Source organism: Sphingobium sp. CFD-2, assembly GCF_024611135.1.
Lineage (GTDB): Bacteria > Pseudomonadota > Alphaproteobacteria > Sphingomonadales > Sphingomonadaceae > Sphingobium > Sphingobium fuliginis.
In genome coordinates this window covers 1838395-1852076 of the sequence record NZ_CP084405.1, presented here as the reverse complement: position 1 = coordinate 1852076, position 13682 = coordinate 1838395, and the positions used below count along the sequence as shown (strand labels likewise).

Genomic DNA, 13682 nt, shown 5'->3' with positions numbered 1-13682 from the left:
TCACCCCAGGAATCCGACAAGGGTCCGGCCGATATTCGCACCGGTGAACAGACCCCAAAAGGCATCCAGCGCCTTGTCGATCCCTTCATAGACCGTTTCCGCCGAAGCCATTTGCCCTGCGGCGTTCCAGGCCGTCATCCGCTCCACCATCTCGGTCTCAAGGTCCATATGGTCGAGTGCGATGAAGCCTTCCATGCGGATGCGCTTGGTCATGATCATGGTAAGGTTGCGCGGTACGACCGGCGCATCGGTGACGTTATATTGGGAGATCATCCCGCACACCGCGAAACGGGCGAAATTATGAGCTAGCGACAGCGCGGCCTGCAAATGATCGCCGCCGACATTTTCGAAATAAACGTCGATGCCCGTCGCGCCGATCGCCTTGACCTCACGGGCGAGCGCTTTGGTGAGGTTCGGCTCCGCCTTGTAATCGATGGCGGCGTCGACCTTCAGCACATCGCGCAGGAAGGCGGTCTTTTCCGGGCCGCCCGCCGATCCGATTACCTTGCATCCGATGTTGCGGGCGATCTGGCAGGCTATCGAGCCGACCGCACCGGACGCTGCCGAGACGAATACGACCTCGTCAGGTTGCAGCCGTGCGATCCGCATCAGCCCGGCATAGGCCGTCAGGCCCGGCATCCCGGCGAAACAGAGCCAGGCCTGGGTGGGGAGGGCGCTCCTGTCCCGCTGCTGAAGCGCACTGGCAGGGGCGCTGAAAACCTCCCGCCATCCAAGGCGGGAGAAGACGAGATCGCCCGGCGCGAAGGCCGGATCATTGGAAGCGATGACCTCTCCGATCGCCGGCCCCTCCATCGGCGCATCGAGCGCGAAGGGCGGGACATAGCTCTTGGCGTCGCTCATCCGCCCGCGCATGGCGGGATCGACCGCCATCCACAGGTTGCGGACCTGCACTTCGCCCGGACTGGGCGGCGGTGCGTCGACCGTGACCATGGCGAAGTCTTCCGCGACCGGCGTGCCGATCGGGCGGCGCTTCAGGTGGATTTCACGCGATTGCATGCCGGTCGCCTCAATAGCCGTTGAGCCGCGCCCAGCGCTCGCGATGCCAGGCGGTCGAGCCATAGCATTGCGCCGCCACCCGCGCCCGCTTCAGATAAAGTCCCGCATCATGCTCATGGGTCATGCCGATGCCGCCGTGAAGCTGGACCATCTGGGATGAAATACCGTGCAGCGTTTCCCCAACGGTCGCCTTGGCCAGGGAGGCGAGGGCGGGGAGGGCGGGATCGTTCGCGTCCATGGCGTCCAGCGCCGCCTCCACAGCCGATCGGGCGAGCTGCAATTCCCCGAACATCTCCGCCGCGCGATGCTGCAAGGCCTGGAAGGAGCCGATGATTGCGCCGAACTGCACCCGCGTCTTGAGATAATCGAGCGTGGTGTCGAAGGCCTGGGATGCATTGCCCAGCATCTCCGCCGCCAGGCCGATGGCCGCCCGGTCGAACAAGCTGTCGAGCAGGTCGATGCCCTTGCCCACTTCGCCCAATACGGCGTCAGCGCTCACCGGCACATTGTCGAAGCTGAAGAGAGCGGGCCGCCGCGCATCGATCTGGTCCAGCGCTTCCCGCGAGAGGCCGGGCGTATCGCTTTCCACCAGGAACAGGGTGATCCCGTCCCTGTCGCCGGGGAGGCCATGGGTGCGCGCCGCGACGATGGCGAAGGTCGCCGCCATGCCATCCTGCACGGGCCGCTTGATGCCGTTCAGCACCCACCCGTCGCCCACCGCCATGGCGGCGAGCGCGATCTTCTCGCGCTCATGCTGCGCCCCTTCCTCCGCCGCGAGCGTGCCTATGGCCGATCCGTCGGCAATGCCCGGCAGCCAGCGCGCCTGTTGCGCCTCCGTCCCGCCCAGCCGCAGCGCCGATGCCGCCACCAGCGCCGAACTCAGCAGCGGCGAAGCGCCCAATGTCCGACCCAGTTCCTCCAGCACCAGTCCCATGCTGCGACAGCCGAAATCGGAGCCGCCCTGCGCCTCCGGCACCAAAATGCCAGTCCAGCCCATCTGGGCCATTTCGGCCCAGGCCGCCGGATCGAAACCTTCCGCATCCGGCCGGCCGCCGCCATCATGGCCATAGAGCGACCGCAGCGCCGTCAAGGGCAGGCGATCACGCACCCATTCCGCCGCCATGTCCCTCAGCATCTGCTGTTCTTCGTTCAGCATCCTCCCGATCCCATCCTTATTCGTCTCTTTTGTCAGGCCGGCAGTTCCAGCGTGCGCTTCGCCGTGATGTTGTTCTGGACTTCATAACTGCCGCCGTAGATCGAGAAGGCCTTGCTATGCAGCCAAGCGCGCGTCGCTTCCCGTTCCGCGTCGGTATAATGTTCGCCCGACCAGCCGAGTCCGTTCGCGCCCATCAGCTCGACCAGCAGTTCGGCCCTTTCCTGGATGATCCCGGACCAGAGATTCTTGAGGGCCGAGACCCCATTGCTGGGGCCGCCGCTTTTCGCCTCCCGCGTCAGGCGCGCAACCGTCGCCAGATAGGCTTCGTGCCGCATGGCGTTGCGGACCATGCGCACCCTGAGGTCGGGATTGTCGATCCGTCCCATGCTGTCCGTGCCGCAATATTCATGAGCCAGCGGCGCCAGCGGCGTAATCTCCGCCTTCACATCCGACAGGCTGTTGCGTTCGAACTGGAGCAGGCGCTTGGCGATGGCCCAGCCCTGATTGACTTCGCCAACCAGATGGCCCTTGGGCACTTTCACATCGTTGAAGAAGACTTCGCAGAAATGGGTCGATCCGCTGATGAGGACGATAGGGCGGGTTTCGATCCCCTCCGATTTCATGTCGATCAGCAGGAAGCTGATGCCGCCCTGCTTTCGGCTGGTGTCGGTGCGGACGAGGGCGAAGCACCAGTCGGCCTGGTCGGCGCCCGATGTCCAGATCTTCTGCCCGTTGACCAGCCAATGATCGCCCATGTCGATGCATTTGGTCTGGAGCGAAGCAAGGTCGGACCCAGCGCCCGGTTCCGAAAATCCCTGGCACCAGCGCCGTTCATTGGTGGCGATGAAGGGCAGATGCTCCAGCTTCTGTTCCTCGCTGCCATATTCCAGCAACGTCGGGCCCAGCATCATCGTACCGTAGCTGCGGATCGGATTGAAACCGCCGATCGCAGCCAGTTCCTGCCCGATGATCTTGGCCTGCGCCTCGCTAAGGCCGGCGCCTCCATAGCGCGGTTCCCAGGTGGGCACGCCCCACCGCTTTTCCGCCATGCGTTCGCGCCACAGGCGCCAGTCGGCATTGGATTCCGCCGCATGCCGGTCGCTGACGAAGTGAATGGATGGAGCATTGGTCAGCGAAGGCGGGAAATTCGCCCGCAGCCATGCGCGCGCTTCCTGCCGGAACGACTGCGCTTCCATTCCATCCCACTCGGCCATGCACCCTGTCCCTGTTTCCCGCAAAAGCCACGCGGCCTTCCGATGGAGCATCCCGCCTCCATGACCGAATCCTTATGCCAATTCTGCACCGCTGGCTAGGTATAAATTGCACAGGTGGGTAAAATTAGTCGCATCTTCATCGATCATGACCGTGATGGTTGACAGCTTTGCCACAGGTCATAAACTATACTCAAATGCAAAATTGATAAGATCAGCCGCAGCCTTGCGATTCGGCGGCGGGCGGCTCGTACATAGGAGAGCGCGCATATGGAGACCTTCGCGGCCCGACCCATTCCGGCGCATGTTCCGCCCGATATGGTCGGCGATTTCAGCCTGTTTTCCTCGCCCGGCATGCAGCCGACGCCCAATGGCGATCCGCAGGCGGCCGCCGCCGTCGTGCATCAGGGTCCGCGCATCTTCTATTCGCCGGTCAATACCCGCGACGGGCGCGGCACATGGGTCATCACCCGCGCGCAGGACCAGCGGAAGGTGTTGCAGGACCCGGAAACCTTCTCCAGCCATCGCAGCATCTTCGCCTCCGCACTGGGGGAAAGCTGGCCGATGATCCCGCTGGAACTGGACCCGCCGGACCATGGCAAGTTCCGCTCGCTGCTCAACCCGCTGCTCTCGCCCAAGCGGGTGATGGCGCTGGAAAGCGCCGTGCGGGAACGTGCGATCTTCCTGATCGACAGGATCGCGGCGGCGGGCACCAGTTGCCACGTCATGGAGGATTTCGCCTTTCCCTTCGCGGTGAACATCTTTCTGCGCTTCCTTGGGCTGTCCGACGACCGGCTGGATGAATTCGTCCGCTGGGCGAACGAACTGCTGCATGGCGACAATGTGCAGCGTCCCGCCGCCGCGCGGACCATCATCGGCTTCATCGACGAATTGTCCGCCGAACGGCGCAGGCGGCCGGTCGATGACTTCATGTCCTTCCTGGTGCAGTCGAAGATCGATGACCGGCCGCTGACCGACATGGAAATTCGCGGTACCGGCGTGCTGCTGTTCATCGCAGGGCTGGATACGGTGGCAGCCGCCATAGGCTTCGACCTCAACTATCTGGCGCGGCATATGGACGACCAGCAATTGCTGCGCAGCGATCCGTCTCGGATCGTGCTGGCGGCGGAGGAACTGCTGCGCGCCTATCCCACCGTGCAGATGATCCGCGTGGCGACCCGGGACATCGATTTCGAAGGCGCGCCGATCCGCCGGGGCGACTATGTGTCCTGCGCGACGATGATCGCCAATCGCGACCCGCTGGAATTCCCGCATCCCGAAAGGATCGACCTGGCGCGGGAGGATAATCGCCACACCGCCTTCGCCTATGGCCCGCACCGCTGCCTGGGATCGCATCTCGCCCGGCGGGAGATCGTGGTCGGGCTGGAGGAATGGCTGAAGCGCATTCCGCCCTTCCGCATCAAGCAAGGCACGGCGCCGGTCACTTTCGGCGGGCATGTGTTCGGCATCGAAAATCTGGTCCTCGACTGGTCCTGAGGAGGGACTTTCCATGAAAATCATCGTGCACAATGACAAATGCCAGGGCCATGCGCGTTGCTGGGCCATGGCGCCGAATATCTTCGAGCTGGACGATGAGGGCTATATCAAGCCCGGCGACATCGACGTGGCGGAGGCGGATGAGAAGCTTGCCTGGAAGGGTGCGAAATCCTGCCCGGAAAGGGCGCTGGAAATCGGCAAGTGAACACGAGGCAGGGAAGGGGGCGCTCCTGCTGAGGCAGGGGGCAGTTCCGGCGACAGGACTGGGCTGCCGCGAGCCCCCCATCTCGCTCCAATGCCTTCGCGGGAGCGGGAAGGGGCTCCAGCTTATGTCCTGATCCACACGCCCTTGGTCTGCAAATAGGCGTCGATATGTTCGGCGCCGCCCTCCCGTCCGAAACCGCTCATCTTGTAGCCGCCAAAGGGGACGGACGGGTCCATCGCGAAATAATGGTTGACCCAGATCGACCCCGCCCGGATGCGCTTCACCGCCGCCATGGCCTTGCCGATGTCCTTCGTCCACACGCCGCCCGCCAGGCCGAAGCGCGTCGCATTGGCGCGAGCGATCACTTCATCGAAATCGTCGAACGGCATTATGCAGGAGACGGGGCCGAAAATCTCCTCCCGCGCGATCCGCATCTCATCCTTCACATCGGCAAAGATGGTGGGCGCGACCCAGTGGCCCTTGTCGAAGGCGCCGCCCGTCACGCGTCCGCCGCCCGTCACGAGCCGCGCGCCTTCCGTCGGCCCCAGTTCGAGATAGGAGGAGACGCGGGCATATTGCTTGGCCGACACCAGCGGACCGATCTGGGTGTCGGTGTCGAGGCTGGGGCCGATCTTCAGGGCCTTCGCGAAGGCGGCGATGCGCTGGACCATCTCCTCATAGACAGGACGTTCCACGAACAGTCGCGTGCCGGCCGCGCAGACCTGACCCGAATTGTTGAATACCCCCATCGCCGCTGCTGGCGTAGCCATGTCGAGATCGGCATCGGCGAAGATGATGTTGGGCGACTTGCCGCCCAGTTCCATCGTCACCTTCTTCACAGTCCCGGCGGATGCGGCGATGATCCTCTGGCCGGTCTCGCAGGAGCCGGTGAAGGCGATCTTGTCCACATCGGGATGCGCGGAGAGGGCGCCTCCGGTTTCGCCCGCGCCGGTCACGACATTGACGACGCCCGGCGGCACACCCGCCTCCAGGCACAGTTGCCCGAAGCGGAGCGGGCTGAGCGATGCATCTTCTGCGGGTTTCAGGACGATGGTGCAGCCGGTCGCGAGTACAGGCCCGACCTTCCACGCCGCGCTGAACAGCGGGCCGTTCCATGGGATGATCGCACCCACCACGCCCACCGGCTCGCGCAGCGTGTAGGACAGCAGGTCCACCGGGAAGCTGTTGGACAACGTCTCCCCATGGATCGCCGTTGCAGCGCCCGCAAAATGACGCAGCGAACGTTGCAGCATGCCCCGCAATCCACGAGCAGCCGTGATCGGGCGGCCCATTTCGATGCAGTCGAGCAGGGCGAGATCGTCGAACTCCGCATCCACCAGATCGGCCAGCTTCAACAGCACAGCCTGCCGCTCGGCCGGTTTGAAACGGCTCCATGGCCCTTCAAAGGCGGCGCGGGCGGCGCGGACGGCGCGGTCCACATCTTCCGCGCCCGCCAGCGCCAGTTCGGCCACCAGTTCGCCGGTCGATGGGCTGAAACTCTGGAACGTCTCGCCGGACAGGGCGTCGACAGGCTTGCCGTCGATCAGCAGCTTTTTGGGCTTGCCGTCGATGAAGGTGGGGCGGCGTGTCTCGATCATCGGATCATCCTCAAGCAATGGCTTCATGGGCGCGCCGCATCGAGGCGCGACCGAAGGCGAAAAGAAGCGCGGCGGGCAGCAGCACGCAGAACACGCTGATGACGAGCGACAGGCCGACCTTCATCTCGTCGCCCAGCAACTTGTCGGTGACAAGGCCGATGAAGGCGGGCCCGCCCGCCATGGCGATCAGGCCGGACGCCAGCACATAGAGCGCCGACACGCGCCCGCGCAGATATTGCGGCGTCACCACCTGCACCGTGGCAGGCCCCATGCTGGAGGTGGAGAGGATCAGCGCCATGAAGCACCAGTAGCAGGCGACGGTCGTCCAGGGGCTGCTGACCAGAAAGGCGGCGATGCCGAAGGGCGCCGAGGCCAGCACCGTCAGCAGGCACCAGAACAGATGGGCGTCGCGCCTCCCCCGGCGATAGAGCCGGTCGACCGTCCAGCCATGCAGAGGGATCATCGCCGCCGCCCCGATCTGGGCGAGGCCGATGACCGGCCCGATCCGTCCCGGTTCCCAACCATGAACCCGCGCAAGATAGACTGGCGTCCACAGCTGGAAACCGATGGTGGCGGCATAGGCCAGGCCGAAGCCGACAAAGGTCGCCAGATAGAGCGGCTTATATTCGCGCATGAAAGCCCATGCCTCGCCATAGCCCGCGCCCGCGCTGATCGCCCTGCGCCGGGGCGGTTCGCGGAAGGCGAAGACCAGGAAGGCGAGCGCTATGCCGGGCGCGCCGGTCATGATGAACACCTGTTGCCAGGGTTGCAGCAACCCGAAGACCGGCCAGACGGCGGGGCCAGCCTTCATCGCGGCGGCGACGATCGGGCCGCCGAACAGGAACACGATGCCCGCGCCCATCACCCCGCCCATGATGAAGACGGACATGGCGAGCGAAACCTTGTGCGGCGGGAAGCTGTCCCCGACCACCGAATAGCTGCCGGTGCCGAAGCCCGACTCGCCCGCGCCGACGCCTGCCCGTGCCATGGCGAGCGCCGCGAAGCTGCCGGCAAGGCCGCAACTCGCCGCCGCGATGCTCCACACCGTCACCGACAGATAAAGGACGACTCGGCGACTGAAGCGGTCCAGCGCCATGCCTAGCGGAATCGCGCACAGGCAGAAGAGAATGGCGAAGGCCGGTCCTTGCAACAGGCTGATCTGGAGGTCCGACAGGCCCAGATCCTTTTTGATCGGCCCGACCATGAGGGCCATGATGTTTCGGTCGGTCAGTGATAATATGTACAGCAGGAACAGGATCGCCACGGTCAGCCAGCCCATCAGGGGCGAAGGATAGGCGGCCTGTTCGGGGAGAGGTGAGGCGATGGTGGCTTCGACATCTCCGTGCGCGCCGCCTGATCCTGACGATGACGCCATCGTCGCGGAAATCTGCGTCATGGTTGCGCTGCCCGGGCGCAAATGGCGCTGTCTGACTGACGATCGTGCGGCAAGGCCACTCTCCCTATCTCTCGGCCCTGTAGCGGCCGGCAAGGTCTGCCGGCGCACTGCCGCTCCAGCCATTATAACGCACATTTCTGCACAGTGGGTCAATATATGTTCGTGGCATGTGCGCGGAAACGTCGGACCGCCGGGGCGGCGCGGGGAAATTATGCCGGGGGATTCCGGTGAAGGAGGGCGAGGAATATCTGCAATTAACTTTTCCCACTAGTGCAAAATTTATTGACATCGGCGTTGGCTGGGATAACTATAAAAGTGCACACGGGGATAATAATGATCGCGCCCGGTGACGTTGCCGGACAAAGATCGTGCAGGGAGAGGAAAAGGAAAGATGACGAAGGACAGGCTGTTCATATCGTCGCTGGCCGTCGGCGCCAGCATCATCGCAATGGCAGTGCCCGCCTGGGCGCAGGAAATGGCCGCGGCGGCGCCCGCGCAGGAAGATGCCGTGCCCCAGGCCGCGGCGCCCGCGAGCAATGCCGACATCGTCGTGACGGGGTCGCGCATCGTGCGCGACGGCTATACCGCGCCGACTCCGGTGACGGTCGCATCGACGGAGGAACTGGCCAAGACCACGCCCTCGGGCGTGGCCGACGCGCTCAACAAGCTGCCCCAGTTCAACAATTCGCTGAGCCCGTCCAAGTCGGCGAATAATTTCTCCAACCTGCCGATCCACGGCAATGTTCTGAACCTGCGCGGCCTCGGCACGCCCAGCAACAATCCGAAGGGTCCGTTGCGTACGCTGATCCTGTTCGACGGGATGCGGGTTTCGCCCACCGAATATGTCGGCACCATCGATACCAACGTCCTGCCGCAACTGCTGATGCAGCGCGTCGACGTGGTGACGGGGGGCGCTTCGGCCCAATGGGGTTCGGATGCGGTCGCGGGTGTCGTCAACTTCATCCTCGACAAGAAGTTCACGGGCTTCAAGGGCGTGGCCCAGGCCGGCGTGGACCAGCGCGGCAATAACGGCAACCAGCGGCTGGGCGGCGCATTCGGCGCGGATTTCGCCGGCGGCCGCGGCCATGTGCTGCTGAGCGCGGAATATTCCAACAGCGACGGCATGTTGCGGCAGGACCGCGACTTCGCGACGCAGGGCTATAATTTCGTCGGCAGCGTGACATCCACCTGCGCTCTTTCCGCCAACGGCCAGTCGCGCACCTGCACGGCGGCGCCGGGCACGGTTGCCAATCCCTATGTGGTTGCGCCGGACATCCGCATCTCCGCCCTGGCCGCCAACGGCCGTATCGTGGGGTCCAGCGTGGCCGGCAATCCGTTCGTCGGACGGGTCATCAACAATGACGGCTCCACCCGCCCGTTCAACCTGGGGACCGTGGTCGGTACCACCGGCTTCCAGCAGGGCGGCGACGGCTACAAGATTCCCGACGACACCAATGCGATTTCGCCGCTCACCAACTATAACGGTTTCGGCCGGGTCAGCTACGACCTGACGGACGACATCAATTTCTTCGTCCAGGGGCTCTACGCCCGCAGCAAATATCATTATTTCACACAGGGCAATTCGCTGATTCCGGCGACGCAATCGGCGCGCATCTACAAGGGCAATCCTTATCTCTCCACTGCGCTCGACGGCGCGCTGACAGGCGCGAACGATTATTATGTCGTCGGTCAGCAGGATGCAGGCCAGCCCAAGCCGATCGCCTATGAAAAGACCGATTATTGGACGGCGACGACCGGCCTTGCGGGCAAGTTCGACGACTTCAACTGGCAGGTGACCTACAGCCACGGCGATTCGAAGCATTCGATGGACAATGTGGGGCTGTACGACAACCAGAAGCTCTATGCCGCGCTCGACGCCGTGCGCGATCCCTCGACCGGGCAGGTCACCTGCCGCGTGCTGCTGAACCCGACCTATGCCAGCCAATATGCCGGGTGCAAGCCGATCGACGTGATGCATGGCGATCCCTCGAAATCGACGCCGGAGGGCTATGCCTATGCGACCGGCACCTCCAGCTATCGGGCGCGCTTCAAGCAGGATGCGATCGCCGCCAATATCAGCGGCAGCCTGTTCGAACTGCCGGCAGGCCCGGTCGACATCGCGGTGGGCGTGGAATATCGGCGCCAGTCCCTGCGCCTCACCAGCAATGCCGATCCGTCGCTGCTGGACACGGATGCGGAGCGGGAAGCCTATTTCGCCGGCTTGCGCGGCGTCCCTCGGGCGGAATCGGCAACGGTTCCCTATCCTACCGGCTCGATCAACACGCTCTTCTACTGGCTGACCAATGTCGGATCGGCAGCGGGCAAGCTGAACGTCAAGGAGGCCTATGCCGAACTTGCGGTGCCGATCCTGAAGGACACGCCCTTCTTCCGCGAATTGAGCGTGAACGGCGCGATCCGTGTGACCGATTACTCCACCTCCGGCACGGTCAAGACCTGGAAGGTGGGCGGCACCTGGAAGCCGGTGGACGACCTGCTGCTGCGCGGCACCTATTCGCATGACATCCGCGCGCCCAATCTGTTCGAACTTTATGCCGGCGCGCAGAGCGGCATCGGCATCGTCAATGACGTCAGGAGTGCGGACGGGAGCTATGGCAGCGGCCAGAACGTCAATGCCAACACGGTGACGTCGGGCAATCCCAATCTGAAGCCGGAAGTGGCGGACACCTACACCTTCGGCGCAGTGTTCTCGCCCAGCTTCCTGCGCGGTTTCTCGGCCTCGATCGACTATTACAACATCAAGGTCGACAAGCTGATCGACTCCCTGTCGGCGCAGCAGATCCTGACCAACTGCCTTAATGCCGGCGGATCGGGCGTTGCGGAATGCAATCTGATCGAGCGCGCGAGCCCGACCAGCTTCCCGTCGCTGATTCGTCTGACCCCTGCGAACATCGCCTTCCTGAAGACGGCGGGCATCGATTTCGACTTCACCTATCGCACGGCGGTCGGCAATGGCGGGCTGGGCGTGCGGCTCTACCTCAACTATCTCGACAAGTTCGATGCCCAGCAATATGCGGGCGCGCCGATCGCCCATTATGCGGGCGTCAGCGTCGTCACCAGCAACCCGCAGGGTTTTCCGCGCTGGCGCGGCAACCTGACGGTGGACTATACCAATGGCCCCTTCGGCCTCACCATCGGCGAACAATATATCGGCAAGATGCGGCTCGATATTCCGGGCGGCGCGACGCCGATCCAGTTCGTCAATCCCAAGGTGAAGCCGGTCTGGTACACCGACCTGACGATGCGCTACACCATTCCGCATGGCGATGGCGGCAATTTCGAATTCTTCGCGACGGTCAACAACCTGTTCGACAAGAAGCCGCCGCTGATTCCCGGCACCGTGCCGGGCGTCAACCCGCCGACCAATATCGCGGTGTACGACATTGTCGGCCGCGCCTTCACGGCCGGCGTGCGCGTCAAATTCTGACCGGTTCCTCAGGGCGAGGGCGAGGGGCGGGAGCAGCGATGCTCCCGCCCTTTTCCATGGGCTAAGCGCCTGATCCGCGCCCATATGTGTGGGAAGAGCGGCAGGCTGCGTTGCATCCAGCCCGCGCAGGACGGTATGCTGCGCTGCGTCAATCGCCGGCTGGTTCCGGCCAATTGGGCATCGGGCTCGGTCGCCTGGCGCCCAACCCATGATGAGGGATGAGGGTCCGTGCATCCGGGGTTTCCCGGAATGGATTCCTGCGTCCTTTCATGATCGGTTGGCCGTCGGTCGAAAGCCGTTTGAAGAAGGAGAATAGTGATGCGGATCGTTATGACCGGCTCGGGCTATGTCGGCCTGGTATCCGGCGCGTGTCTCGCGGATTTCGGCCATGATGTCATCTGCGTGGACAAGGACGCGCGCAAGATCGAGTTGTTGCAGGGCGGGGGCGTTCCGATCTACGAGCCGGGCCTTGCCGATCTGATTGCGCGCAATGTGAAGGCGGGTCGCCTGACATTCACCACCGATCTTGCCGGATCGGTTAGCCAGGCCGATGTGGTGTTCATCGCCGTCGGCACCCCCGCGCGGCGAGGCGATGGGCATGCGGACCTCAGCTATGTCTACGCCGCCGCCCAGGAGATCGCTTCCAATCTGAGCGGGTTCACCGTCATCGTCACCAAGTCCACCGTTCCGGTCGGTACGGGGGACGAGGTCGACCGTATTGTCCGCGAAACCAATCCCGATGCGCAGTTCGCCGTCGCCTCCAACCCCGAATTCCTCCGCGAGGGTGCGGCGATCCAGGATTTCAAGCGTCCTGACCGCATCGTCGTCGGCATAGAGGATGAGCGCGCCCGCCCGGTGATGGAGGAGGTCTATCGCCCCCTCTACCTCAACCAGGCGCCGATCCAGTTCACCGGCCGCCGGACAAGCGAACTCATCAAATATGCCGCCAACGCCTTCCTGGCGATGAAGATCACCTATATCAACGAAATTGCCGAACTGTGCGAGAATGTCGGCGCGGACGTCCAGCAGGTGGCGCGCGGCATCGGTCTCGATAACCGGATCGGTTCGAAATTCCTTCATGCCGGGCCGGGCTATGGCGGCTCCTGCTTCCCGAAGGATACGCTGGCGCTGGTCAAGACGGCCGAAGACGCCGGCGCGCCGATCCGCCTGATCGAAACGACCGTGGCGATCAACGAAAGCCGCAAGCGGGCCATGGCGCGGAAGGTGGTCGCGGTCTGCAACGGGTCGGTGCGCGGCAAGACGATCGCCGTGCTGGGCCTGACCTTCAAGCCCAATACCGACGACATGCGCGATGCACCGTCGATCGCCATCATCCAGGCCCTGCAGGACGGAGGCGCGCAGGTGCGGGCCTATGATCCGGAGGGGATGGATGCCGCCCGTACGATGATGGCCAATGTCGAATTCTGCGATAATCCCTATGTCGCGGCGCAGGGGGCTGCGGCGGTCGTCATCGTCACGGAATGGGATGCGCTGCGGGCGCTCGATCTGCCGCGCCTCAAGGGCATCATGAGCGGTGACGGTCTGGTCGACCTGCGCAACATCTATCGTCCGGCCGATGCCGAGGCGGCCGGCTTCGCCTATGTCAGCGTCGGCCGCGGCGCCACGCCCGAGATAGAAGAGTTGGTTCAGGCGGCGGAATAAGCCGCGACCGAAATCCCTTCCCTCGCGGGAAGGGCTGGAACAGGCGCGCTCCCGGCCTTGTGTCGGGAGCGCTTTTCATTTCCGGCGTGGAAATCCCGGGTCATATCGATTCCGAAAACATGGCCAGGTTCAGCCAGTTTCCGGCATGTCCACCAACAACTCGTCGCAAATTCCGAAAGGATACGACGAGTCGTCGTTGACCCGAAGTTTTTGTTAACCTTCTTGGGAGACCCTATCGGGGATAACTGCGGGGGTCGCAACCATGCCTGTCAAAATGACTGGCTCCATTTTTGGAGCCGGAATGCTTTGTATTTTCGCAGCGGGAGCCGCTACGATCATGACTGGGGGGTCGACATCGAATATGACGTCGACCGCAACCAGCACCAGTTCGCAGCCTCTTTCCGCCACGAACTCCACAACGATAACGTCGTCGACGATCAGCGGTTCCACGACGATGAACATTGTCTCTGATTTTTCCGATTTCGACTTCGCCAA

Annotated in this window: 10 protein-coding genes; 5 read left to right on the top strand and 5 right to left on the bottom strand. The window is 63.6% G+C overall.

Annotated features, from left to right (window positions below):
• From LDB29_RS08895 to LDB29_RS08885, 3 genes are read right to left on the bottom strand one after another with little or no spacing between them, the layout of a single operon-like run.
• The gene (locus tag LDB29_RS08895) at nucleotides 1–1017 is read right to left on the bottom strand and encodes an NADP-dependent oxidoreductase (RefSeq protein WP_025548824.1); all 1017 of its coding nucleotides are present in this window, start codon (nucleotides 1015–1017) and stop codon (nucleotides 1–3) included.
• A gap of 10 nt (nucleotides 1018–1027) precedes the next feature.
• Nucleotides 1028–2173 carry an acyl-CoA dehydrogenase family protein gene (locus LDB29_RS08890; protein WP_025548823.1) on the bottom strand — a complete coding sequence of 382 codons (1146 nt, stop codon included), beginning with the start codon at nucleotides 2171–2173 and terminating at the stop codon, nucleotides 1028–1030.
• A gap of 32 nt (nucleotides 2174–2205) precedes the next feature.
• Nucleotides 2206–3387 carry an acyl-CoA dehydrogenase family protein gene (locus LDB29_RS08885; protein WP_025548821.1) on the bottom strand — a complete coding sequence of 394 codons (1182 nt, stop codon included), beginning with the start codon at nucleotides 3385–3387 and terminating at the stop codon, nucleotides 2206–2208.
• Between the two features lie 267 nt (nucleotides 3388–3654).
• Between LDB29_RS08885 and LDB29_RS08880 the strand changes: the two genes are divergently transcribed.
• Both LDB29_RS08880 and LDB29_RS08875 read left to right on the top strand, forming a co-directional pair.
• The gene (locus LDB29_RS08880) at nucleotides 3655–4881 is read left to right on the top strand and encodes a cytochrome P450 (RefSeq protein ID WP_025548819.1); all 1227 of its coding nucleotides are present in this window, start codon (nucleotides 3655–3657) and stop codon (nucleotides 4879–4881) included.
• Between the two features lie 13 nt (nucleotides 4882–4894).
• Nucleotides 4895–5086: a ferredoxin gene (locus tag LDB29_RS08875; RefSeq protein WP_025548817.1), complete on the top strand. Its 192-nt coding sequence runs from the start codon at nucleotides 4895–4897 to the stop codon at nucleotides 5084–5086.
• A gap of 122 nt (nucleotides 5087–5208) precedes the next feature.
• Here the strand turns inward: LDB29_RS08875 and LDB29_RS08870 are convergent, their stop codons facing one another.
• Both LDB29_RS08870 and LDB29_RS08865 read right to left on the bottom strand, forming a co-directional pair.
• Nucleotides 5209–6684 (bottom strand): aldehyde dehydrogenase, encoded by a 1476-nt coding sequence (locus LDB29_RS08870; RefSeq protein WP_037482292.1) that lies wholly within the window; start codon nucleotides 6682–6684, stop codon nucleotides 5209–5211.
• A gap of 10 nt (nucleotides 6685–6694) precedes the next feature.
• Nucleotides 6695–8080, bottom strand: coding sequence for an MFS transporter (locus LDB29_RS08865; protein WP_037482288.1), 1386 nt, complete (start codon nucleotides 8078–8080; stop codon nucleotides 6695–6697).
• A 391-nt stretch (nucleotides 8081–8471) separates the two neighbouring features.
• Here LDB29_RS08865 and LDB29_RS08860 point away from each other — a divergent pair, with 391 nt between their 5' ends.
• The 3 genes from LDB29_RS08860 (at nucleotide 8472) to LDB29_RS08850 (ending at nucleotide 13658) form a co-directional block, all read left to right on the top strand.
• The gene (locus tag LDB29_RS08860) at nucleotides 8472–11525 is read left to right on the top strand and encodes a TonB-dependent receptor domain-containing protein (RefSeq protein ID WP_025548813.1); all 3054 of its coding nucleotides are present in this window, start codon (nucleotides 8472–8474) and stop codon (nucleotides 11523–11525) included.
• A gap of 318 nt (nucleotides 11526–11843) precedes the next feature.
• Nucleotides 11844–13187 (top strand): UDP-glucose/GDP-mannose dehydrogenase family protein, encoded by a 1344-nt coding sequence (locus LDB29_RS08855; protein WP_025548811.1) that lies wholly within the window; start codon nucleotides 11844–11846, stop codon nucleotides 13185–13187.
• 306 nt (nucleotides 13188–13493) lie between these two features.
• Entirely contained in the window at nucleotides 13494–13658 is a 165-nt protein-coding gene (locus LDB29_RS08850) for a hypothetical protein (protein WP_257556891.1), read from the top strand.
• Nucleotides 13659–13682 lie beyond the last annotated feature (24 nt).

Coding starts and splice junctions, on each gene's coding strand:
- LDB29_RS08855 (WP_025548811.1), top strand. CDS start 11,844: ATGCGGATCGTTATGACCGGCTCGGGCTATGTCGGCCTGGTATCCGGC.
- LDB29_RS08865 (WP_037482288.1), bottom strand. CDS start 8,080: ATGACGCAGATTTCCGCGACGATGGCGTCATCGTCAGGATCAGGCGGC.
- LDB29_RS08875 (WP_025548817.1), top strand. CDS start 4,895: ATGAAAATCATCGTGCACAATGACAAATGCCAGGGCCATGCGCGTTGC.
- LDB29_RS08880 (WP_025548819.1), top strand. CDS start 3,655: ATGGAGACCTTCGCGGCCCGACCCATTCCGGCGCATGTTCCGCCCGAT.
- LDB29_RS08860 (WP_025548813.1), top strand. CDS start 8,472: ATGACGAAGGACAGGCTGTTCATATCGTCGCTGGCCGTCGGCGCCAGC.
- LDB29_RS08870 (WP_037482292.1), bottom strand. CDS start 6,684: ATGATCGAGACACGCCGCCCCACCTTCATCGACGGCAAGCCCAAAAAG.
- LDB29_RS08895 (WP_025548824.1), bottom strand. CDS start 1,017: ATGCAATCGCGTGAAATCCACCTGAAGCGCCGCCCGATCGGCACGCCG.
- LDB29_RS08890 (WP_025548823.1), bottom strand. CDS start 2,173: ATGCTGAACGAAGAACAGCAGATGCTGAGGGACATGGCGGCGGAATGG.
- LDB29_RS08885 (WP_025548821.1), bottom strand. CDS start 3,387: ATGGCCGAGTGGGATGGAATGGAAGCGCAGTCGTTCCGGCAGGAAGCG.